This window comes from Stenotrophomonas sp. TWI377 (genome assembly GCF_039674525.1).
In the GTDB taxonomy this organism is placed as follows: Bacteria; Pseudomonadota; Gammaproteobacteria; order Xanthomonadales; family Xanthomonadaceae; genus Stenotrophomonas.
This window is the reverse complement of record NZ_JBDJNT010000012.1, coordinates 75,241-98,545: the sequence shown is the minus strand read 5'-3', so window position 1 is coordinate 98,545 and position 23,305 is coordinate 75,241. Positions and strand designations below refer to the sequence as shown.

The 23,305-nt window shown below is 66.2% G+C and carries 19 protein-coding genes; 14 read left to right on the top strand and 5 right to left on the bottom strand.

Translation table 11 applies throughout. From position 1 onward, the window contains the following. Window positions 1-3 precede the first annotated feature (3 nt). The 6 genes from nusA (at window position 4) to pnp (ending at window position 8,570) form a co-directional block, all read left to right on the top strand. Window positions 4-1,515 carry a transcription termination factor NusA gene (gene nusA, locus ABE546_RS12025; RefSeq protein ID WP_019182690.1) on the top strand — a complete coding sequence of 504 codons (1,512 nt, stop codon included), beginning with the start codon at window positions 4-6 and terminating at the stop codon, window positions 1,513-1,515. Between the two features lie 95 nt (window positions 1,516-1,610). Then, window positions 1,611-4,253 carry a translation initiation factor IF-2 gene (gene infB / locus ABE546_RS12020; RefSeq protein WP_346463818.1) on the top strand — a complete coding sequence of 881 codons (2,643 nt, stop codon included), beginning with the start codon at window positions 1,611-1,613 and terminating at the stop codon, window positions 4,251-4,253. Between the two features lie 157 nt (window positions 4,254-4,410). After that, window positions 4,411-4,848 (top strand): 30S ribosome-binding factor RbfA, encoded by a 438-nt coding sequence (gene rbfA / locus ABE546_RS12015; protein ID WP_123730643.1) that lies wholly within the window; start codon window positions 4,411-4,413, stop codon window positions 4,846-4,848. A 118-nt stretch (window positions 4,849-4,966) separates the two neighbouring features. After that, window positions 4,967-5,878 (top strand): tRNA pseudouridine(55) synthase TruB, encoded by a 912-nt coding sequence (gene truB, locus ABE546_RS12010; RefSeq protein ID WP_313218970.1) that lies wholly within the window; start codon window positions 4,967-4,969, stop codon window positions 5,876-5,878. Window positions 5,879-6,050: 172 nt separating this feature from the next. Next, entirely contained in the window at window positions 6,051-6,311 is a 261-nt protein-coding gene (gene rpsO / locus ABE546_RS12005; protein WP_038687260.1) for a 30S ribosomal protein S15, read from the top strand. A gap of 147 nt (window positions 6,312-6,458) precedes the next feature. Further along, entirely contained in the window at window positions 6,459-8,570 is a 2,112-nt protein-coding gene (gene pnp, locus ABE546_RS12000) for a polyribonucleotide nucleotidyltransferase (protein ID WP_121038382.1), read from the top strand. 210 nt (window positions 8,571-8,780) lie between these two features. Here the strand turns inward: pnp and ABE546_RS11995 are convergent, their stop codons facing one another. Then, entirely contained in the window at window positions 8,781-9,164 is a 384-nt protein-coding gene (locus ABE546_RS11995) for a VOC family protein (protein WP_346463845.1), read from the bottom strand. 354 nt (window positions 9,165-9,518) lie between these two features. On the opposite strand from ABE546_RS11995, the gene ABE546_RS11990 reads away from it, so the two are divergent. After that, complete coding sequence (locus ABE546_RS11990) at window positions 9,519-10,703, top strand: glycoside hydrolase family 18 protein (RefSeq protein WP_346463817.1); 1,185 nt, start codon at window positions 9,519-9,521, stop codon at window positions 10,701-10,703. 50 nt (window positions 10,704-10,753) lie between these two features. Then, the gene (locus ABE546_RS11985) at window positions 10,754-12,352 is read left to right on the top strand and encodes a winged helix-turn-helix domain-containing protein (RefSeq protein WP_346463815.1); all 1,599 of its coding nucleotides are present in this window, start codon (window positions 10,754-10,756) and stop codon (window positions 12,350-12,352) included. On the opposite strand, the gene ABE546_RS11980 is transcribed toward ABE546_RS11985, so the two are convergent. The 4 genes from ABE546_RS11980 to ABE546_RS11965 all read right to left on the bottom strand — a co-directional run bounded on the left by ABE546_RS11980 (window position 12,321) and on the right by ABE546_RS11965 (window position 15,641). Beyond that, on the bottom strand, window positions 12,321-13,397 hold the full coding sequence (locus ABE546_RS11980; protein WP_346463813.1) for a serine hydrolase: 1,077 nt from the start codon (window positions 13,395-13,397) through the stop codon (window positions 12,321-12,323). The two genes, ABE546_RS11985 and ABE546_RS11980, sit on opposite strands and share 32 nt — an antisense overlap. Window positions 13,398-13,505: 108 nt before the next feature. Continuing rightward, complete coding sequence (locus ABE546_RS11975; RefSeq protein WP_346463811.1) at window positions 13,506-15,071, bottom strand: PepSY-associated TM helix domain-containing protein; 1,566 nt, start codon at window positions 15,069-15,071, stop codon at window positions 13,506-13,508. A 10-nt stretch (window positions 15,072-15,081) separates the two neighbouring features. Further along, a complete protein-coding gene (locus ABE546_RS11970; protein ID WP_313218962.1) occupies window positions 15,082-15,345 on the bottom strand; it encodes a hypothetical protein in 264 nt (87 codons plus the stop codon). Continuing rightward, a complete protein-coding gene (locus tag ABE546_RS11965) occupies window positions 15,345-15,641 on the bottom strand; it encodes a hypothetical protein (RefSeq protein ID WP_346463810.1) in 297 nt (98 codons plus the stop codon). The genes ABE546_RS11970 and ABE546_RS11965 overlap by 1 nt, the downstream gene beginning before the upstream one ends. 407 nt (window positions 15,642-16,048) lie before the next feature. On the opposite strand from ABE546_RS11965, the gene thrS reads away from it, so the two are divergent. From thrS to pheT, 6 genes are all read left to right on the top strand, one after another. Then, entirely contained in the window at window positions 16,049-17,953 is a 1,905-nt protein-coding gene (thrS, locus tag ABE546_RS11960; RefSeq protein ID WP_313208976.1) for a threonine--tRNA ligase, read from the top strand. Window positions 17,954-18,001: 48 nt separating this feature from the next. Then, the gene (gene infC, locus ABE546_RS11955) at window positions 18,002-18,541 is read left to right on the top strand and encodes a translation initiation factor IF-3 (RefSeq protein ID WP_172838068.1); all 540 of its coding nucleotides are present in this window, start codon (window positions 18,002-18,004) and stop codon (window positions 18,539-18,541) included. A gap of 467 nt (window positions 18,542-19,008) precedes the next feature. Continuing rightward, window positions 19,009-19,206 (top strand): 50S ribosomal protein L35, encoded by a 198-nt coding sequence (rpmI, locus tag ABE546_RS11950; RefSeq protein ID WP_017355265.1) that lies wholly within the window; start codon window positions 19,009-19,011, stop codon window positions 19,204-19,206. Window positions 19,207-19,216: 10 nt separating this feature from the next. Further along, window positions 19,217-19,576, top strand: coding sequence for a 50S ribosomal protein L20 (gene rplT / locus ABE546_RS11945; protein WP_017355264.1), 360 nt, complete (start codon window positions 19,217-19,219; stop codon window positions 19,574-19,576). A 195-nt stretch (window positions 19,577-19,771) separates the two neighbouring features. Next, entirely contained in the window at window positions 19,772-20,767 is a 996-nt protein-coding gene (locus ABE546_RS11940; protein ID WP_313208977.1) for a phenylalanine--tRNA ligase subunit alpha, read from the top strand. Window positions 20,768-20,860: 93 nt separating this feature from the next. Then, entirely contained in the window at window positions 20,861-23,290 is a 2,430-nt protein-coding gene (gene pheT, locus ABE546_RS11935; protein WP_346463809.1) for a phenylalanine--tRNA ligase subunit beta, read from the top strand. Window positions 23,291-23,305 lie beyond the last annotated feature (15 nt).

Sequence of the window (23,305 nt, the reverse complement as noted above, 5' to 3'; positions counted from 1 at the left end):
CCAATGAGCAAGGAACTTTTGCTGGTAGTGGATGCGGTCGCCAACGAAAAAGGCGTCCCGCGCGAAGTCATCTTCGATGCCATCGAGGCAGCGTTGGCTTCGGCTGCCAAAAAGCGTTACCCGGAAGAAGAAGTGCTGGCCCGTGTGTCGATCGACCACAAGGACGGCAACTACGAAACCTTCCGCCGCTGGGAAGTGGTGGCCGATGACGTGGTCATGGAGTCCCCGGACCGCCAGATCCGTCTGATGGACGCCATCGATGAAGCCGACGGCGTGGAAGTCGGCGATTTCATCGAAGAGCAGATCGAGAACCCGGACTTCGGCCGTATCGCCGCACAGGCCGCCAAGCAGGTGATCGTCCAGCGCGTGCGCGAGGCCGAGCGTCAGCAGGTGGTCGATGCGTGGAAGGATCGTGTCGGCGAACTGGTCACCGGTGTGGTCAAGCGCGCCGAGCGCGGCAACATCTATGTGGACCTGGGCGGCAACGCCGAGGCCTTCATTCCGAAGGACAAGGGCATTCCGCGCGACGTACTGCGCGCTGGCGACCGCGTGCGCGGTTACCTGGCCGAAGTCCGTTCGGAACCGCGTGGCCCGCAGCTGTTCATCAGCCGCGCCGCCCCGGAATTCATGATCGAACTGTTCAAGCTCGAAGTGCCGGAAGTCGGCCAGGGCCTGGTCGAGATCAAGGCCTGTGCACGTGATCCGGGCGACCGCGCCAAGATCGCCGTGCTGGCCCACGATTCGCGTACCGATCCGATCGGTGCCTGCATCGGCATGCGCGGTTCGCGCGTGCAGGCCGTGTCCAACGAGCTCAATGGCGAGCGCGTGGACATCGTGCTCTGGAACGAGAACCCCGCCAACTTCGTCATCAATGCGATGGCGCCGGCGGAAGTGCAGTCGATCATCGTCGATGAAGAAAAGCACTCGATGGACCTGGCCGTGGCGGAAGAGCGCCTGGCCCAGGCGATCGGCAAGGGCGGCCAGAACGTCCGTCTTGCCAGCCGCCTGACCGGTTGGCAGCTCAATGTGATGACCCAGGACCAGGTGACCGCCAAGTCCGAGGCAGAGCAGGGCGTTGCCCGTCAGCTGTTCATGGACAAGCTGGAAGTGGATGAAGAAATCGCCGCCATCCTGGTGACCGAAGGCTTCAACACCGTGGAAGAAATCGCCTACGTCCCGGTCGGCGAACTGCTGGCCGTGGAAGGCTTCGACGAAGACATCGTCGAAGAGCTGCGTGCCCGTGCCCGCGATGCGCTGCTCAACGAAGCGCTGGCGGTGGAAGAAGGTCTGGAGGACGGTTCGCCGTCGGAAGACCTGCTCGCCCTGGAAGGCATGGACGAGGCAACTGCCTACGCCCTGGCCGGTCACGGCGTGCGTACCAGTGAGGACCTGTCGGACCTGGCCGCCGACGAGATCCTCGAGTTCGGCATCGAGGACATGGACCAGGAGCGCGCCGCCGCCCTGATCCTTGCCGCCCGAGCCGAGGAGATCGCCCGCCTGGAGCGCGGCGAATGAGCCAGCGATGAACAGTGCCCTGACCCGCTCAGGGCTTAGACTCCGCGCTGCCTTCGCACGTTTCGAGGGAGCGCCAACCAGATCATAGGATCCGAATGTCGCAGCAAACCACCATCCGCAAGCTTGCCGAACTGGTCAACACCCCGGTCGATAAACTGCTCGTACAACTTGCCGAAGCCGGCATGAAGTTCAGCGGTCCCGACCAGGTCGTGACCAGTACCGAGAAGGTGAAGCTCCTGGGCTTCCTTCGTCGTTCGCACGGCAAGACCGAGCAGCCCGTCGAGAGCAATGACGAGGCCGCCAAGAAGATCACCCTGAACCGTCGCAAGTTGCAGGAAGTGACCGTCAGCGCCGGCCGCAGCAAGACCACCGTCAACGTGGAAGTGCGCCAGAAGCGTACCTACATGAAGGACGCCAGCGGCAAGCCGATGACCGCGGATGAGGAGCGCGCCGACATCCTGCGCAAGCTGGAGGAATCCCGCCAGCGCAATCTGGACGAGCAGCGCGCACTGGCCGAGAAGGACCGTGCGCGCGACGAAGAAATCGCCCGCAAGCGTCAGGAAGAGATCGACGCCAAGGAACGTGCCGAAGCCGAGCGCAAGGCGGCCGAAGCCGCTGCAGAAGCGGCCAAGAACGCACCGCCGGCCCCGGCCCCGGTTGCCGCCAAGCCGACTGCTGCCGATGCACCGGCCCGCAATGCGCGTCCGGCTGCACCGTCGGCTGCCCGTCCGGCACCGCGTTCGGACGATCGCAACTCGAACAACAACAACAACCGTCCGGGCGCCAAGCGCGACGACGATGGTGGCAACCGCTTCGCCGGTCAGCTGCATCTGTCGGCTGCCGATCGTGCCCGCCGCGGCAACAACAGCAACTCGCGCGGTCGTCCGACCGGGCGCGTTCAGCACGGCAGCCGCCGTGACAGCAACCAGTCGCGCAGCGGCGGTGGTGCCCATGGGTTCGAACGTCCGGTCGCGCCGATCGTGCGTGACGTCACCATCGGCGACACCATCACCGTCGCCGATCTGGCCCAGAAGCTGGCCGTCAAGGGCGGCGATGTGGTCAAGGCGCTGTTCAAGATGGGCGTCATGGCGACCATCACCCAGACCATCGACCATGACACTGCTGCGCTGGTGACCGAAGAACTCGGCCACAACGTGATCCGTGCCAACACCAACGACGCCGAAGACGCGCTGCTGGCGCTGGCCGGTGGCAACCAGGGCGAGCCGGTGGCACGTCCGCCGGTGGTCACCATCATGGGCCACGTCGATCACGGCAAGACCTCGCTGCTGGATTACATCCGCCGCACCAAGGTCGCCACGGGCGAAGCCGGTGGCATCACCCAGCACATCGGTGCGTACCACGTTGAAACGCCGAAGGGCGTGATCAGCTTCCTGGATACCCCGGGCCACGCGGCGTTTACGTCCATGCGTGCCCGCGGTGCCAAGCTGACCGACATCGTGGTGCTGGTGGTGGCGGCCGATGACGGCGTCATGCCGCAGACCAAGGAAGCCATCCAGCACGCCCGTTCGGCGGGTGTGCCGCTGATCGTGGCGATCAACAAGATCGACAAGTCCGGCGCCGATCCGATGCGCGTCAAGAACGAACTGCTCACCGAGCAGGTCGTCTCCGAAGATTTCGGTGGTGACGTGCAGATGGTCGAGATCTCGGCCAAGGCCGGTCTGGGCATCGACGACCTGCTGGACGCGATCTCGATCCAGGCCGAACTGCTGGAGCTGAAGGCCGTGGCCGACGGTCGCGCCAGCGGCGTGGTCATCGAGTCCTCGCTGGACAAGGGCCGTGGCCCGATCGCCACCGTGCTGGTGCAGCAGGGTTCGCTGAAGAAGGGCGATTACCTGGTCTGCGGTATCCAGTACGGCCGCGTGCGCGCGCTGTTCGATGAAACCGGCGCACAGCCCGACCAGGCTGGCCCGTCGATTCCGGTGCAGGTGCTGGGTCTGTCCGGCGTGCCGGATGCCGGTGATGACTTCGTCGTGGTTGAAGACGAGCGTCTGGCCAAGGACGTCGCGCAGCAGCGCGAAACCAAGCGCCGTGAATCGCGCCTGGTGCAGTCCGCCGGCAGCCGCATGGAAGACATCATGGCGACCCTGGGCAAGGGCGATGGCCAGCAGGTGCTGAACCTGGTGATCAAGGCCGACGTGCAGGGTTCGGTGCAGGCGCTGAGCCAGGCACTGGTCGCGCTGTCCAACGACGACATCCGCATCAACGTGATCCACTCCGGCGTGGGCGGCATCACCGAATCGGACGCCAACTCGGCGGTTGCCTCCAAGGCCACCGTGATCGGCTTCAACGTGCGTGCGGATGCTTCGGCCCGTCGCATCATTGAATCCAACGGCGTTGACCTGCGTTACTTCTCGATCATCTATGACGTGATCGATCAGGTGAAGCAGGTGGCCTCCGGTCTGCTCGGCGTGGAAATCCGCGAAGAGATCATCGGTATCGCCCAGGTCCGCGATGTGTTCCGCAGCTCGAAGTTCGGTGCGGTCGCAGGCTGCATGATCATCGAAGGTACGGTGAAGCGCAGCAAGCCGATCCGCGTCCTGCGCGACAGCGTCGTGGTCTTCGAAGGCGAGCTGGAATCGCTGCGTCGCTTCAAGGAGAACGTCGAAGAAGTGCGCAACGGTACCGAATGCGGTATCGGCGTGAAGGCTTACAACGACGTCAAGCCGGGTGATCAGATCGAGTGCTTTGAGCGTATCGAAGTGCCGCGCACCCTGTAATGTCGCGGTGGCCCGACCAACGGTCGGGCCCTGCCATGATGTAGCGCCCGACCGTTGGTCGGGTCCCGTATACCTGTAGCGCCCGACCGTTGGTCGGGTCCCGTACACCTGTCGCGCACGACCGTTGGTCGGGCGACCACCGAATCAAGAGTGCCTCGTGCCAAAGACCTTCCATCGAACCGACCGTGTTTCCGCCCAGATCCGCCGCGAACTGGGGACGCTCGTGCACAACGCCGTGCGTGTACACGGCCTGCCTTCGGTGAGCGTCTCCGACGTGGAAATCACCCGTGACATGGCGCATGCCAAGATCTTCGTCACCGCGCTGATGCCCGAACGTTCGGTAGAAGCCATGAAAGGCCTGAAGGAACTGGCCTGGGAGCTGCGGATGGAGCTGGCGCGTGCGATGAAGCTGCGCCACGTGCCCGAGCTGCACTTCCACTACGATGATTCGGTGGATCGCGGCGAGCGCATCGACAACATCCTGCGCGATCTGCCCGATACGCTGGCGGCAGAAAAAAGTCGGCAGGGCGATGACGGCGGCGAAGATGACGTCGACGAAGGCGAAGACGCCGACGAAGGCGACAAGAAAGCCTGATGGACCAACAGCCCGAAAGGGCTGTTGTCTTATGGGGCGGGGCCTGTCGCAGTGCGACCGCTCCGCCGGAGGCCGGATTGACCGGCAGCGCCACACGGCGCCGTTTTGAATTGAATGCATGGCACCCCGAATTTCATTCCGCCGCCTGGATGGCATCCTGCTGCTCGACAAGCCGACCGGCATGAGCTCCAACGCGGCCCTGCAGGTGGCTCGCCGCCTGTACCGCGCCGAGAAGGGCGGCCACACCGGCAGCCTGGATCCGCTGGCCACCGGGCTGCTGCCACTGTGCTTCGGTGAGGCCACCAAGATTGCCGGCCTGTTGCTCGGCTCCGCCAAGGCCTATGACGCCGAGGTGGTGCTGGGCCAGACCACCGATACCGATGATGCCGATGGCACCGTGCTGCGCGAGCGGCCGGTCCCTGCCATCAGTGCGGCCGAGCTGGAGGCGGCGCTGGCACCGCTGCGCGGTCGCATCCGCCAGCGCGCCCCGATCTACTCCGCGCTCAAGCAGGGCGGCGAGCCGCTGTACCTGAAGGCCCGCCGTGGCGAGGCGATCGAAGCGCCGGAGCGCGATGTGGAGGTCCACGCCCTGGAGGTGCTGGACCAGCAGCAGACCCGGCTGTCGCTGCGGGTGACCTGCGGTTCAGGCACGTACATCCGCAGCCTGGCCCGCGACCTTGGCGAGACGCTGGGCTGCGGCGCCCATATCGCCGGCCTGCGTCGGCTGTGGGTGGATCCCTTCCGAGAGGCGCCGATGGTCACCCTGGACACCCTGCGCGCCTTGGCCGAGCAGGGCGATGAGGCCGGCATGGAGGCCCTGTTGCTGCCGCTGGACGCGGGTCTGGCCCATTACCCGCGGGTCACGCTGGACGACGAGCAGACCCGTCGCTTCCGGGTGGGGCAGCGCATCCGCGACGCCAGCTGGCCGCAGGGTGGGGTGGTGGTCTTCGGCCCGGCCGAGGCGATCCAGGGCCTAGGCCAGGTCGACGAGACCGGTCTGCTGGCCCCGCAGCGCCTGTTCAACCTCTGAGCGAGCGGGCCGGACGCCACCCCGGTCCTTGTTCCGGACGCCCGCGGACGTTACAATTCCGCGGCCTTTTCAGGCTTCCCGCGTTCTGCGGGTTCATCCTTTCGTTAACGGCGAGTCGCGCGGTACGTCAATGGGACGTTTCTGCGGGCCACGCATCCAAGAGAAAACAGATATGTCGATCGACACCCAGAAAGTCATTGAAGACAACAAGCGCAGCGCGGCTGACACCGGCTCCCCGGAAGTCCAGGTCGCTCTGCTGACCGCCCGCATCGAACTGCTGACCGGCCACTTCAAGACCCACAAGAAGGATCACCACAGCCGTCGTGGCCTGCTGCAGATGGTCAACCGCCGCCGCAGCCTGCTCGACTACCTGAAGAAGAAAGACGCTCCGCGTTACAAGGCCCTGATCGAAAAGCTCGGCCTGCGTCGCTAAGCACGAACCCCCACCGCGGCGCAGGAATGCGCCGCGGTTTTGTTTTGGCAGTACCGCATCAAACGTATGGGCCGGACAACCGGTCACCCGTCGGCGGCAAGGGTCGCCTGCGGTCCATTGAAGAAAGCATCATCCAAGGAAACCCCCGTGGCAAAAATCACCAAAACCTTCCAGTACGGCAAGCACACCGTCACGCTTGAAACCGGCGAAATCGCCCGTCAGGCCGGCGGTGCCGTCATCGTCAAGTTCGACGACACCGTGCTGCTGGTCTCCGCCGTTGCCGCCAAGAGCGCGCGTGAGGGCCAGGACTTCTTCCCCCTGACCTGCGACTATCAGGAGAAGTTCTACGCAGGTGGCCGTATCCCGGGCGGTTTCTTCAAGCGCGAAGGCCGCGCGACCGAAAAAGAGACGCTGATTTCGCGCCTGATCGATCGCCCGATCCGTCCGCTGTTCCCGGAAGACTACAAGAACGAAGTTCAGATCATCGCTACCGTGATGTCGCTGAACCCGGACATCGACGGCGACATCGCCGCGCTGATCGGCGCCTCGGCTGCGCTGTCGCTGGCCGGTACCCCGTTCAAGGGTCCGATCGCCGCCGCCAAGGTGGGTTACAAGAACGGTGAGTACATCCTCAACCCGACCGTGACCGAACTGAAGGATTCGGAGCTGGAACTGGTTGTCGCCGGTACCGCCAACGCCGTGCTGATGGTGGAATCCGAAGCCGCGCTGCTGTCCGAAGACGTGATGCTGGGCGCTGTGACCTTCGGTCACCGCGAAATGCAGAAGGTCATCAACGCGATCAACGAGCTGACCGTGGAAGCCGGCACCAAGCCGTCGACCTGGGAAGCCCCGGCCAAGAACGACGTGCTGATCAGCGCCCTGCAGGAAGCCATCGGCCCGCGTCTGGGCGAAGCCTTCCAGGTGCGCGACAAGCTGCAGCGCCGTGACGCCATCTCGGCGATCAAGAAGGACGTGGTCGAGTCGCTGGCTGGCCGTGTGGCCGCCGAAGGCTGGAACCCGGCCGAGCTGTCGAAGGAATTCGGCGAGCTGGAATACAGCACCATGCGCAACTCGGTGCTCGACACCAAGGTCCGCATCGACGGCCGTGCGCTGGACACCGTCCGCCCGATCTCGGTGAAGACCGGCATCCTGCCGCGTACCCACGGCTCCTCGCTGTTCACCCGCGGTGAAACGCAGGCCATCGTGACCATCACCCTGGGCACCGCCCGTGATGGCCAGGTCATCGATGCCGTCGCCGGTGAGTACAAGGAAAACTTCCTCTTCCATTACAACTTCCCCCCCTACTCGGTGGGTGAGACCGGCCGCATGATGGGCCCGAAGCGTCGCGAAATCGGCCACGGCCGTCTCGCCAAGCGCGGCGTGCTGGCAGTGATGCCGTCGCTGGAAGCCTTCCCGTACACCATCCGCGTGGTCTCGGAAATCACCGAATCCAACGGCTCCTCGTCGATGGCCTCGGTCTGCGGTTCCTCGCTGGCCCTGATGGACGCCGGCGTGCCGGTGAAGTCGCCGGTGGCCGGTATCGCCATGGGTCTGGTCAAGGAAGGCGAGCGCTTCGTCGTCCTGTCCGACATCCTGGGTGACGAAGATCACCTGGGCGACATGGACTTCAAGGTCGCCGGTACCGCTGAGGGCATCTCCGCCCTGCAGATGGACATCAAGATCGAAGGCATCACCGAAGAGATCATGAAGCAGGCACTGCAGCAGGCCAAGGCTGGCCGTCTGCACATCCTGGGTGAAATGGCCCACGGCCTGACCGCCCCGCGCGAAGAGCTGTCGGACTACGCGCCGCGCCTGCTGACCATCAAGATCCACCCGGACAAGATCCGCGAAGTGATCGGCAAGGGTGGTTCCACCATCCAGGCCATCACCAAGGAAACCGGCACCCAGATCGACATCCAGGATGACGGCACCATCGTCATCGCGTCGGTCAACGCCATCGCTGCGCAGGCTGCCAAGGCCCGCATCGAGCAGATCACCTCGGACGTCGAGCCGGGCCGCATCTACGAAGGCAAGGTCGCCAAGATCATGGACTTCGGTGCGTTCGTCACGATCCTGCCGGGCAAGGACGGTCTGGTCCACGTGTCGCAGATCTCCAGCGATCGCGTCGAGAAGGTCGGCGATGTGCTGAAGGAAGGCGATGTGGTCAAGGTCAAGGTGCTGGAAGTCGACAAGCAGGGCCGTATCCGCCTGTCGATGAAGGCCGTCGAAGAAGGCGAGGGCGCCCCCGCCGCCGAGTAATCGGCCAACGCCGATCTCGCGGTAGGTGAGGAACGTTGGTCCTCACGCTTCCCGGTCGGTAGGTGAGGACCGTTGGTCCTCACGCTTCCGCAGACAAGAAAAAGCGGGCTTCGGCCCGCTTTTTTTGTGCCCGCATGTCCAACCAACGGCGCCGGTTCGCGGTGGAGTGCCATGCCATGCCACGCATGGCTGCCGTTGGGTGGGGGCGCATTACGCCAGATAGCGAGATACCTCGATCAGATTCCGGTCCGGATCGCGGAAATACACCGACAGGATCGGTCCGGTGGCACCCGTCCGCTGGACCGGTCCTTCTTCGACGGTCACGCCCTGCGCCTGCAGGTGCGCCAGGATCTCGTCCATCGTCGCGTAGGTGATCAGGCACAGGTCCGCCGAGCCGGGCGTGGGGCGCTCGGCCTTTGGCTCGAACTCGCGCCCGTGTGCATGCAGGTTGATCTTCTGCAGCCCGAAGCGCAGCGCCTTGCGCCCCTCGCCGAAGGTATCCACCTCCATGCCCAGCACGCGGTGGTAGAACTCACAGGTCGCGGCGACATCCGCCACGGTCAGGACCAGGTGGTCCAATCGGTCGATATGCAGGTCGGTCATCGGTGTCACGCAGCAGGCAGTCACTATCGCTGAACTGTAAAACCGATGACGCAAGGCGGGGGTGAACACCTGTCGCCGTCAGGCATGCAGGCATGCAGGCATACGTGCGGGCGGGCGGGCGGCAGAGCGGGACAGACCGCGCGGTCGTCCGCTGTGGGCGGCGACTTCGAGTGACGCGTCCGTGGCGTGTACCGGGTGTTGCCGTACGGCCTGTGGACAGCCGCCAGGCCTGCGTGGGTCAGCCGTCAGTGTCCGCTGGACGGATTCGCAGGACATCACCGCGCAAGGCGCCCACGCACCACAGCACGCTGCTAACGTGGCTTCGCCTTCGCCCCGGGAGATCCCATGTTCCGTCCAACCGTCGCTGTCCTGGCCGTTCTGATCGCCAGCGTGATGCCGCAGGCCGCCTCTGCCATGGAGTCGTTGCCCAAGGTGATCGGCGCGTACTACCCGGGGGGTTCGGCGGACCGCTACCCGGTGGAGACCATTCCGGCCGATACGCTCACCCATCTGTTCTATGCGTTCGCCACCATCGACCAAGGTCAATGCGCGGTCGCGCCGCAGGCCGATGCGCATTTCAGGGCACTGGCCGCGCTCAAGCGTGCGCATCCGACGCTGCACACCCTGATCTCGATCGGCGGCTGGAACGCGGGCGGGTTCTCCGATGCGGCGCTGACCGCGGAAAGCCGCGAACGCTTCGTGGCCTCCTGCGTGGCGATGTTCTTCGAGCGCCATCGCGGCAGCTTCGATGGCGTGGACATCGACTGGGAGTTCCCGGTATATGGCGGCCCGACCCAGATCGCCGACCGCCCGGAGGATCGCCGCAACATGACCCTGCTGGTGCGCGAGTTCCGCCGCCAGCTCGATTCGCTGGACAAGAAAGACGGCCAGCACCGGCTGGTCACCGCCGCGCTGCCTGCCGGCCGCGTGCAGACCGATGGCCCGTATGATCCGGCCCGCAGCTACGAACTCAAGGAGCTCGGCCGCGCGCTCGATTTCATCAACTTGATGAGCTACGACATGGGCACCGGCTTCTCGGCGGTGTCCACCTTCAACGCGCCGCTGCATGAGGTGCCGGAAGATCCGCTGGGGCCGGAATTGAAACGCTGGAACAGCGTGGCCGGGGCGGTGTCCTACTACGAGCAGCACGGTGTGCCGAAAGACAAGCTGGTGCTCGGCGTGCCGTTCTACGGCCGTGGCTTCCAGCTGGAGGGCGATGCCAACCAGGGCCTCTACCAGCACTACAGCGCGCCGCATCCGGCCGGCGACTGGCGGCAGATCCAGGCCAGCATGCTCGGCCAGCCCGGCTGGGAGCGGCACTGGCACCCGGTCGCGCAGACGCCGTGGTTGTACAACGCCACCGGGAAGGTCTTCGTCAGCTATGAGGATCCCACCTCGATCGGTCTGCGCGCCACCTTCGCCAAGGACAGCGGTCTGCGCGGCGTCTTCATGTGGGAGCTGACCGGTGACGACGCGCAGGGCAGCCTGCTCAAGGCCATGGTGGCGCCGTTCCGGGAACCTGCGAAGTAAGCGCGCCGAAGGCCGCCGCCACGCACGCGGCGTGCCCTATGCTTGCCGCCATGGAGACCGTCCGCCTGCTGGATCTGCACATCGACCGCCCTGCCCAGCAGGTGCGGCGAGGGGATCAGGTATTGCCGGTCGGCGGGTTGAGTTGGCGGCTGCTGGACTGCCTGCTGGCCCACGGCAACGCCGTCGTCGATTTCGACACGCTCGCCGATCAGGTCTGGGCACCGGCGGTGGTCGGCGAGGATGCGATCAGCCAGCGGGTGAAGCTGCTCCGGCAGGCGCTGGGCGATGACGGCCGTCGGCCGCGCTACATCCGCTCGGTTCGTGGCCGTGGCTACCAGTTGTGCGCCTCGCCGCAGCCGGTGATGCGTGATGCCGTTGCCAGCGCCGGCACGGAGGGCGCTCCCGTCGCACCTGGCGCGCGCGCACCCGCACGGTGGGTCTGGCTGGCTGGGGTAACGGTCGTCGCTGCTGCCGTCGTGTTCGCCTTGGTACGTCCCGCCAGCGCACCGGCGTCGCCAGCGGAGGCGGTGCTGCAGCGCGCCGCCTATTACGCGGGCATCGGCCAGGCCAGCAACAACGAACGGGCGATCGCGTTGTACCGCCAGGCGCTGCAGATCGACCCTGAATCGCTAAGCGCACGGCGTGGACTCGCCCGAGCGCTGGCGGCCGATGCCTGCTTGTTCAACGGCGCGCGCGAGCGTGCGCAGGAGGCGCTGGTGTTGAGCAGCCAGCTGGTGCTCAAGGCGCCGGAAGATGCCGCCGGCTGGGCCGCACGCGGCTATGCCCACGACTGCCTCGGCGCGATGTCGCACGCCATGGCGGACTACCGGCAGGCACTGCGGCGCGACCCGGGTGACGAGCGCACGCGCGCATCGCTGGCCTATCTGCAGCAGGAAAAAGGCGACCTCGCGCAGGCCTTGCAGGACAACCTGTCACTGCGCGCGCCCGAGCGGGTTCGCTTCCGCGACGTACAGGTCGCACGCGAACTGGAGCTGTTGGGGTTCACCGATGCGGCCGCTCGCCGGCACGCGCACAACTTCCAGCTCTATCCGGACAATGTGTTCGCCAACATCGCCTGGCCGCACAGCCTGTTGGCAATGGGGGAGTCGGCAAAAGCACAGCAGGCGCTGGATCAGGCACTGGCTCGCGGGACGCCACATCCGCAGTTGCTGCGCCTGCAGGGCGAGATGCTGCTGTTGCGCGGGAATCGGAAGGGCGCCGCCGAAGCCTTCGAGCAGAGCCGGGCATTGCGCCCGCAGCAGTCGATGGGGCAGACCCTGGCCGGCCTCTATGGCGATCCGGCGCCTGCCCCGACCTGGATCGCCGAGCGCCTGCAGATGCTGGAAGGGCAAGGCGATGATGGCTGGTCCGACACCGCACTGGAGCGTGCGATGGTGCTGCAGGCCCAGGGCGATGAGGCCGCTGCGCTGGTGGCCCTGCATCACGCGGTGAACGCCGGCTTCCGCGACGCGGCGTGGTTGCGCGCCACCCCTTTGTTTGCGCCGCTGCACGGTGCGGCCGGCTGGCAGGAACTGCTCGACACCATCGAGAAAGACGTATCCGTCCAGCGCGCCCGGGTGTTGGCCGCTCCATGGCGGCCAACAGACCTCGACGGCCTCAGCGCAGCGCGGGCAGCAGGAACTCGGTAAGGATGCGGCGCGACTGCGGGTGGGCGTAGCTGCGGTTGTAGGCCTGGCTGGTGATCACCGCGACCAGGTTCTTGCCGGGTATCACGAACACGTAGTTGCCGCCGTTGCCGGACATCGTCCACACGGTGCTGTCGTGCCCGTCGACCGGAAGCTTCAGCCCCCACCATTGATAGCCGTAGTCGCTGCCATCACCGGCGGTGGCCTGCGCGCTGAGCATCGCCCGCACATAGCGGGTCGGGATCAATTGTTTGCCTTGCCAGCGTCCCTCGGCCAGCACCAGTTCGCCCAACCGTGCCAGGTCCCGGCTGCGGTAACGCGTCCCACCGCCGCCCATGCCGATGCCTTCCGGTGAGCGGTTCCACGTGCTCGTGGTGATGCCCAGCGGGCGCTCCAGCACCTGCGCGGCGTAGTCGGCCAAGGGCCGCTTCGTGGCCTGTTCCAGTACTGCGCCGAGCACGAAGGAATTGGCCGTGCAGTAGGCATGCGCGCGGCCGTGCGGGCTGTCTTCCGGTCGCGTCATCCACGGTGCGAAACCCTTGACCGGCAGCGACAGCGCGAAGTCCAGCCAGTGCTCGGTCACGTACATGCGCTCTTCATTGCCGGCCGAGAACGCATTCTCGTCATCGCACTCCCACAGCGTGCTCATGGTGAGCAGGTCTTCCACCGTCATCGCGCGCAGCCGGGGATCGACGGGATGGCCAGCGGTGAACGCGGGGAAGTAGTCGTACACACGGGCCTGTACGCCGGGCAGGGACCCGTCGCCGATGGCCGCGCCGACCAGCATCGCGGTCACGCTCTTGCTGGCCGAGCGCACGTCATTGAGGGTGTCCGCCGAGCCGCCGTTGAAGTAGCCCTCGTACGCCACCTGGCCGTCCACCAGCAGCAGCACGCTGGTGACCTGTTTGATGTCCTGGCTGGCGATCGCCGACTCCAGTGCGGTGATCCGGGCGCTGTCCAGCACCGCGGGTGCGGCGGAAGCAACCAGTGGCAGGGCGGCCGCCAGGGCGAAGACCAGGGCGGCAAGTCGGTGTCGGTAGGGGTGCATGGGCAAGGCTCCTCGAGATGAGGGCCGACTACGCCATGACGCGGTCTGAAGTGCTGGAAAGGCGTCTGAAGAATTCTGAAAGCCCGCCGCAGCAGGCCCCCAGGGTCATCAGCGCGGTGCACTCCAGACGCTGTTCGGATCGCCATGCCTCGCCCGGCGCAGGCTCGCACGCGCCAGGGTGGCAAAACCAAAGGCCAGTGCCAGCGCCACCGCGTCCACCCAGAACAGCGGCCAGTAGCCCCGTGCCGCGCTCGCCCATGGCCAGTAGCCGGTCAGGCCGCCGTGCACCACCGCCACCAGTGCGGTGCTGATGGCGGCCGCCCAGAGCAGCTCACGGGCTGCCTGGTCGGGGCGACGCAGTGCCGCCCACAGCGCACACGCGGCCCAGGTGGCGAAACAGATCCAGCGGATGCCGTGATCCACGGCCTGCGGCGCGACCTGCTCCAGGATCTGGGCGCCCACGAAGCTCGCCGAGACTGCCACGCACAGCCCGATGCAGACCCCCACCGTGGCCCGGGCCATATTGATCTGCGCGCGCCCCTGTTCCACCTGGCGCCGCTTGCGACGCGATTCGATCCACAGCAGGTTGCCGGAGTAGAACAGGAAGGCGCCGCCCAGGCCGAGCAGGAAGTACAACCACACCACCACGCCATTGCCGAATTCACCGAAATGCAGCGCGTAGGCGGCACTCAGGGTGGCGTGGTTGGCATCGCGCTGGCCAGGCAGCTGGCTGCTCAGCAGGCGGCCGCTGGCCGCATCCAGGCCGACCGCGCCGAGCGGCCCCAGGGTGCCGCCGGATTCGCCGGTGATCTCGATCGTGGCGTTGGCATCGCCGGCATGGGCGAGCTTGAGGAAGGCCGGCTCGAAATCGGCCACGCCCTGCGCCCGGGCCACCTCGATGGCGCGGGCATGCAGCATGCGCAGGTTGGTTTCATCGCCTGGCTGGCCGCTGGGCTCGCGTACCGGCGCGGTGTCCATCGCTGCCGGCACCGCCTGCAGCAGCTTGCCGTCGAAGATCAGCGGATTCAGCGCCGCCATCTGCAGGAAGATCAGGCAGAGCAGCGCGCCGGTGACCGCGAACATCAGGTGGAAGGGCAGGCTGAGCACGCCGATCACGTTGTGCGCGTCCTGCCACATCTGCTTGAGATTGCGGCCCGGGCGCAGTGCGAACAGATCGCCCAGCAGTCTGGGCAGGTGGATGACCAGGCCGCTGAGCAGGGCCACGCCATACAGCAGGCTGACGATGCCCATCAGGTAGGTGCCCGCGACCGGCAGGCCCAGGCTGTAATGCAGCTCGTTGACCAGCTCGGCCAGTCCGGTCTGTGGCGGGGTCACGCTGCCGTCGTAATGGTCCAGCCAGGCGTACAGCCAGGTGCCCTTGGCATCCTGCCAATACGCGATCGGCTGTGGATGATCCGCCCCCGGGAAGGTCATGCCCACATGGGCGCGTGCGGCCGGATGGCGCTCGAGCACCCCCTCGAGCAGGCGCTGCGCGTCGTCCAGGCTCGCGGCCGGGGTATCCACCGCATGCGGCGTCTGCCACAGCGGCAGATCGTGGTGGAACAGGGTCAGCGCACCGGCGTAGAACGCCACGAACAGGGCGAAACCGGCGACCAGGCCGACCCACGTATGCAGCGTGGTGAAGGTGCGCAGGGTCTGGGAACTGAACTTCATCGTATCGCTCTCATTGCACCGCGCCGGTCAGGCGCAGCAGCCACAACAGGCCGAATCCGGCCAGGGCGGTCGCGCTCATCACGGCCCACGCCCGCAGCCCGGTGCGGAAGCTGAAGGCCCAGATCGCCGCCAGCATCCACAGCGGAATGAAGGCGATCAGGCTGGGCACCAGCGCGCTCTGCCACGGCCCCGGCGGCAGCCAGGCGACCAGGCCGGTGGCCGCGGCCGCGACGAAGAATCCCGCCAGGAGGCCGGCGCCCGCGCGGACCCACATCAGCGCATCACCTGTGCCGGACGATGCCACGCGGCCAGCAGCGGCAGCGCGATCGCCACCAGCATCCAGCTGCACAGCATCACCACCACGCCGGTGGCGATGCCCATGTTGGCGATCCACAGCCACAGCGCCGCCACCGCAGCCACCAGACTGATCTGCCGGCCAAGGCGGCCGGCACGGCGCAGGCGCGGCCAGCGGCAGTGCGGTGAGGCGGCATACAGCGCCAGCGCCGAGAACGCCGAGCCGGCCAGCGCCAGGCTGCAGAAGCCAAGCGAGGTCAGGGCGACGGTAATCATCGGGCGGCTGCCGGCATGGGCGACAGAGCGCGGCAGGCCGGGAAGGAAGCGGGGCAGGGCATGGGGGAATCCAATCGGCAATCCTGTCCTGGGCAGGACAGTAATCCGCGCATGGTAATCATTGCGGTTTGTGGGCGCCACACGGGCGCATTCAGGCGGTCCCGTTGCCTGGCCGCCGCCGGAGCGGCGCATTCATCGGCGGATTGGTTTAAGATCAGGGCATCTCTATCGAGGCAACAAGGTGGCCCGCGCCCTGCGCCGGTCTAGCGTGTGACATGAGCACTACCACCGCCCACCGCTGAACGCCCCCGACGGCCCCTGACGCAGGCGCCTTCGTGGCGCTTTTTTTATTGCCTCGCCCCCGGATTCTCCAGGCCCCCTGCGGGCCACCAGACCAAAGCACTCTCATGATCGCGATCACGCTCCCCGACGGCAGCCGCCGTGAATTCGAACATCCCGTCAGTGTCATGGACGTCGCCCAGTCGATCGGCGCCGGCCTGGCCAAGGCCACCATCGCCGGTTCGGTGGATGGCGTGCTGGTCGATGCCAGTGACGTCATCGACCACGATGCCAGCCTGCGCATCATCACCGCCAAGGACGAGGAGGGCGTCGAGATCATCCGCCACTCCGCCGCCCATCTGGTCGGTCATGCGGTCAAGCAGCTGTACCCGGACGTCAAGATGGTGATCGGCCCGGTCATCGCCGAAGGCTTCTACTACGACATCTACTCCGAGCGTCCGTTCACGCCCGAGGACATGGCCGCCATCGAAAAGCGCATGGGCGAGCTGATCGCGCAGGACTACGACGTCATCAAGAAGGTCACCCCACGTGCGGAGGTCATCGAGATCTTCAAGGCGCGTGGCGAAGACTACAAGCTGCGCCTGATCGACGACATGTCGCCGGAGATCCAGGCGATGGGCATGTACTACCACCAGGAATACGTGGACATGTGCCGCGGCCCGCACGTGCCCAACACGCGCTTCCTGAAGGCCTTCAAGCTGACCCGCATTTCCGGCGCCTATTGGCGCGGCGACGCGCAGAACGAGCAGCTGCAGCGCGTCTACGGCACCGCCTGGGCCGACAAGAAGCAGCTCGATGCGTACATCAAGCGCATCGAAGAGGCGGAGATGCGCGACCACCGTCGCATCGGCAAGCAGCAGGACCTGTTCCACCTGCAGGAAGAGGCCCCGGGCCTGGTGTTCTGGCACCCCAAGGGCTGGGCGCTGTGGCAGGTGGTCGAGCAGTACATGCGCAAGGTGTACCGCAATACCGGCTACGGCGAAGTGCGCTGCCCGCAGATCCTGGACGTGTCGCTGTGGCAGAAGTCCGGCCATTGGGACAACTACCAGGACGCGATGTTCTTCACCGAGTCGGAGAAGCGTACCTACGCGCTCAAGCCGATGAACTGCCCGGGCCACGTGCAGGTGTTCAACCAGGGGCTGCACAGCTACCGCGATCTGCCGATCCGCTACGGTGAGTTTGGTGCCTGCCACCGCAACGAGCCCTCCGGCGCGCTGCACGGCATCCTGCGCGTGCGTGGCTTTACCCAGGACGACGGCCACGTGTTCTGCACCGAAGACCAGGTCGAGGCGGAAGTGACCGCGTTCCACCAGCAGGCGCTGGCGGTGTACCAGCACTTCGGCTTCGAGGAGATCCAGGTCAAGATCGCGCTGCGCCCCGAATCGCGCCTGGGCGATGACAGCACGTGGGACAAGGCGGAGGGCGCATTGCGCTCGGCCCTGTCCAGCTGCGGGGTGGAGTGGCAGGAGCTGCCGGGCGAGGGCGCCTTCTACGGCCCGAAGATCGAGTACCACCTCAAGGATGCCATCGGCCGTACCTGGCAGCTGGGCACGATGCAGGTCGACTTCATGATGCCTGGCCGCCTTGGCGCCGAGTATGTGGACGAAAACAGCCAGAAGAAGCATCCGGTCATGCTGCACCGCGCGATCGTCGGTTCCATGGAGCGTTTCCTGGGCATCCTGATCGAGCACCATGCCGGCCAGTTCCCGGCCTGGCTGGCTCCGACCCAGGTGGTGGTGGCCAATATCACCGATGCGCAGGCTGAATACGTCAGCGAAGTACGGAAAACCCTTGCAGATCAAGGCTTCCGCGTGAACGCCGATTTGCGCAACGAGAAGATCGGATATAAGATTCGCGAGCATACGCTGCAGCGGGTCCCGTACCTGCTGGTGGTTGGCGACCGTGAGAAGGAAAATGGCGCCGTGGCCGTGCGTACGCGCTCTGGCGAAGATCTGGGCAGCATGTCCGTCCAGGCCTTCATCGAGCGGTTGCAGGCAGAACAGTCCGTGTAAGAAAGTCCCGGCCCTGCGGATGCTCCGCGATGGGCCGGTTTGATTCCTCTGGGAGATTGCAATATCAGTACCCCTGACAACAAACAGAACCGCAAGAATCAGGAAATCCGGGTGCCGCGCGTCCGCGTGATCGGCAGCGACGGAGAAATGATTGGTGTGTTGACGCGTGACGAAGCGCTGTCGATGGCCGAAGACGAAGGTCTGGACCTGGTCGAGATTCAGCCGCAGGCTGATCCGCCGGTGTGCAAGATCATGGACTTCGGCAAGTTCAAGTTCGAAGCGCAGAAGAAGGCCAACGAGGCCAAGAAGAAGACCAAGCAGGTCGAGATCAAGGAAGTGAAGTTCCGCCCGGTCACCGATGAAGGTGATTACCAGATCAAGCTGCGCAAGATGCGCGGTTTCCTGGAAGAGGGCGACAAGATCAAGGTCAACATCCGCTTCCGTGGCCGTGAAATGAGCCATCAGGAACTGGGTCGCGAGATGGCCAGCCGGATCGAAGGTGATCTGGGCGAGGACATCGTGATCGAGTCCCGTCCGCGCCTTGAAGGCCGGCAGATGGTGATGATGATCGCGCCCAAGAAGAAGTAACCGCCCACCGGGGGGAGAGCCGACCGTTGGTCGGCTGCACACCCCACCGTGGCGATGGGTAGAGCCGACCGTTGGTCGGCTGCACCGAGCGCTCGCTCGGCTTCCCCGCTTCGCGCACCACACGGCGGGCGCCCACCGGCGCCTTCTGCCGTTTCCCGCGTGCGCGGCCTGGCATGACGCCGGCCCTCGCGGCCGTTCCGTTCAGGTTCGTCCGCCCCGCGGTAAACATTCGCCCAATCAACAGTTTGCAACCTCCCGTGTTCACGGGCATAATGGGCGGCCCCGTTTTGCGGGGGTGCTGTTTTGAACGGTTTCCCGCCCCATAAAGGCACGCTGTTTCAACGGCAAACAGGACCGGCCTGGTTCCCATAGGGGATCCCGGGCTTACAAGCAGGCAAGGGCACGGACGGAAAGTGTGGCAATGCCACCGCCCTGGTCAGTGACAAAACATCATCAAGGACATAGCAATGCCCAAGATCAAGACCAACCGGGCGGCGGCCAAGCGCTTCCGCAAGACCGCGTCCGGCAAGTTCAAGGCTGGCCACGCCAACCGTAGCCACATCCTCACGAAGAAGTCGACCAAGCGGAAGCGCAATCTGCGTCAGACGAACCATGTTCGTGCAGAAGACGCAGGCCGTTTGAACCGTATGCTTCCCTACCTCTGAGGACTGACCCATGGCACGAGTAAAGCGTGGCGTACAGGCGCGTCGCCGCCACAAGAAAATTCTGACCCTGGCGAAGGGTTACTACAACGCTCGCCGCAAGGTCTTCCGCGTTGCCAAGCAGGCCGTGATCAAGGCACAGCAGTACGCCTACATCGGTCGTAAGCAGAAGAAGCGTAATTTCCGTTCGCTGTGGATCACCCGCATCAACGCGGCTGCCCGCATCAACGGCCTGAGCTACAGCCGTTTCATGAACGGCCTGCTCAAGTCCGGCATCACCCTGGACCGTAAGGTTCTGGCTGACATCGCCGTGCACGACGCAGCTGGTTTTGCTGCACTGGCCGAAAAGGCCAAGGGCGCACTGGCGGCATAAGTCCATTCCCCTGCCGTTGCCGTTCACGCGCAACGGCTGTGGGTAAGGCAAATGCATGGGGAAGGGCGCAAGTCCTTCCCCATTCTTTTTTGTGTTGGCGGTGGCCCTCCCGGTGCCATCGATCGACAGCGGTGGCGACGGGGGTCGGCCCGACGCGCATCGCGATGGCATACCGACGCGAGGCTCCGGCTATCCATGAGTGACATCCAATCCCTGACCACGCAGGCACTGGCCGACGTGGCCGCTGCCCAGAGCCCCGATGCGCTGGAAGCCCTGCGCGTGGCCCTGCTGGGCAAGAACGGCAGCATCACCGCCCAGCTCAAGCAGCTCGGTGGCCTGCCGGCCGAAGAGCGCAAAGCCGCCGGCGAAGCCATCAACCGTGCCCGTGACGCGCTGACCAGCGCGCTGGGTGATCGCAAGACCGTGCTGGAAGACGCTGCGCTGGACGCGCGCCTGGCCGCTGAAGCGATCGACATCACCTTGCCGGGCCGTCGCGAAGAGCGCGGTGGCCTGCATCCGGTGACCCGTACCCTGGAGCGCATCACCGAGATCTTCGGCCGGCTCGGTTACGAGCTCTCCGAAGGTCCGGAAATCGAAGATGACTGGCACAACTTCGAAGCGCTGAACTTCCCGCCGCACCACCCGGCGCGCGCGATGCACGACACCTTCTATTTCGGCGACGGCCGCCTGCTGCGCACGCATACCTCCGGTGTGCAGGTGCGCTACATGGGCGAGCACGCACCGCCGCTGCGCATGATCGCCGCTGGCAAGGTGTACCGCAGCGACAGCGACCAGACCCATTCGCCGATGTTCCACCAGGTGGAAGGTCTGCTGGTCGATGAGCACTCCACGTTTGCCGATCTCAAGGGCACGCTGTCCGAGTTCGTGCGCGCGTTCTTCGAGCGCGATTTCGAGATGCGTTTCCGTCCCAGCTACTTCCCCTTCGTGGAACCGGGCGCGGAAGTGGACATTGCCTGGCAGCAGCCCGATGGCAGCACCCGCTGGCTGGAAGTGCTCGGCTGCGGCATGGTCCACCCGAACGTGCTGCGCAGCGTTGGCATCGATCCGGAGCGCTACACCGGCTTCGCCTTCGGTCTGGGCGTGGAGCGCTTTGCGATGCTGCGTTACGGCGTCAACGACCTGCGCGCATTCTTCGAAAACGACGTGCGGTTCCTGAAGCAGTTCGCGTAAGCGCGTCAGCGTAGCGCCGGGCCATGCCCGGCTGGACAGGATTGAAGACCATCACGGCCCAGGCGCCTGCGCCGGGCCCACCAGGGTGACACCATGAAATTCTCTGAAAACTGGCTGCGCAGCCACGTCCCGACCACCGTTTCGCGCGATGAACTCAGCGCGGTGCTGACCGCGATCGGTCTGGAAGTGGAAGAGGTCGATGCGCTGGGCGATGGCCTGCAGCATGTGGTCGTGGCGAAGATCATTTCCGCCGAACGCCATCCCGAAGCCGACCGCCTGCAGATCTGCCAGGTCGATGCGGGGCAGGGCGAGCACCTGCAGATCGTCTGTGGCGCGCCGAACGCGCGCCCGGGTCTGGTCGCGCCGCTGGCGATGGTCGGCGCGCAGATCGGCGATCTGAAGATCAAGCCGGCCAAGCTGCGTGGCGTGGACTCCAACGGCATGCTGTGCTCGGCCAAGGAGCTGGGCCTGGACACCGATGCCTCGGGCCTGTTCGAACTGCCGGACGATGCGCCGGTCGGCCAGACCCTGATCGAGTACCTCTGCCTGCCCGACGCCAGCATCGAGATCAAGCTGACCCCCAACCGCGCCGATTGCTTCAGCATCCGCGGCATCGCCTTCGACGTGGCCGCCGCGTGCGCCAGTGAAGTGGTGCCGTTCGATGCTGCGCCGGTCGCCGCCGTGGGCTCGCGTGAGCTGACGATCCAGCTGGACGCCGGCGCCGAGGCCCCGCGTTACGTGGGCCGCGTGATCGAAGGCGTCAACGCCCGCGCCGCCACCCCGTTGTGGATGGCCGAGCGCCTGCGCCGCAGTGGCGTGCGCCCGGTCTCGCTGCTGGTGGACGTCACCCAGTACGTGATGCTGGAACTCGGCCAGCCGATGCATGCCTTCGATCTGGGCACCCTGCAGGGCCGCATCGGCGTGCGCCGTTCGCGTACGGGTGAAACCCTGAAACTGCTCGACGGCCGCGACGCCGCGCTGGACGACAGCTTCCTGCTCGTCACCGATGCCGACCGCCCGATCGCGCTGGCCGGCCTGATGGGCGGCTTCGATACGCGCGTCACCGACGACACCACGAACGTCTTCCTGGAGGCCGCGCACTTCGCGCCCGCCGCGATCATGGGCCGTGGCCGCAAGCTGGGCCTGCACACCGATGCCGGCCACCGCTTCGAGCGCGGCGTCGACCCGGTGCTGCCGCGCACGGCGATCGAGTACGCCACCCGCCTGATCCTGGATCTGGCCGGCGGCGCCCCGGCGCCGGTCACCGAGGCGCGCGCCGCGCAGGACAGCGCCAGTGCCGCGGGAGGCAGGATGCCGGGAGCGGCTGAGACTGACCTGCCCGCGACCGCCACCATCGGCCTGCGCCGCGCCCGTATCGCGCGCGTGCTGGGCATCCAGATCGCCGATGCCGATGTGGAGCGCATCCTGCGCGCGCTGGGCATGGAGGTGGCCGCGACCGCCGATGGTTGGCAGGTCACCGCGCCGAGCCGCCGCTTCGACATCGCCATCGAAGAAGACCTGATCGAAGAGCTGGCCCGCATCCACGGGTACGAGCAGATTCCAACCACGCTGCCGGGCGGTGCCTCGCGCGTGGCGATGCCGACCGAGACCCGTCTGGACGATCTGAGCGTCCGTCGCCAGCTGGTCGCTCGTGACCTGCAGGAAACCATCAACTACGCCTTCGTCGATGCCGCGCTGCTTGCACAGTGGCAGCTGGGCGAGGGTCTGGTCGCGCTGGCCAACCCGCTCTCCGCAGAACTGGCGGTGATGCGCCCGTCGCTGCTGCCGGGTCTGGTCGCCACCCTGGGCCGCAACGCCGCGCGCCAGTTGGGCCGCGTGCGCCTGTTCGAACTGGGCCGCGTATTCCATCAGCAGGCCGGCGAAGGCCAGCCCGCGCCGCTGGAAACCCAGCGCGTGGCCGCCGCGATCTGTGGCGATGCCGACACCCAGCAGTGGGGTCTGCCGACCCGCAAGGTCGATTTCCACGACCTCAAGGGCGACCTGGAATCGCTGGCCGCGGCCAGTGGCGCCGAGCTGGTGTTCACGCCGTCGCAGCGTCCGTATGGCCACCCCGCACGGTCGGCCGAGGTCTCCCGTGACGGCGTCAGCCTGGGCTGGATCGGCCAGATCCACCCGCGCCTGGCCAAGGCCATGGAGATCGACGTGGACGTGTTCGCCTTCGAGCTGGACCTGGCGCCGCTGGCTGCCCGCGCGCTGCCGCGCGCGACCGAGCTGTCGCGCTTCCCGTCGATGCGCCGCGATCTGGCGTTCCTGGTGCCCGAGGCCGCGGCCTGGGCCGACCTGGAAGCGACCCTGCGCCGCGCCGTCGGCCCGCTGCTGCGGGAGGTCACCCTGTTCGACCGGTACGTCGGCCAGGGGGTCGAGCCGGGGTTCAAGAGTCTCGCTATGGGCTTGATTTTGCAGGACAAGTCGCGCACTCTGACGGACCGCGACGTGGATGCGGTGGTGGCCGAGGCGGTCTCTGCCATGGAGCGTGAACATCACGCCCGGATCCGCGGTTGAGCGGGAAGCATGGGG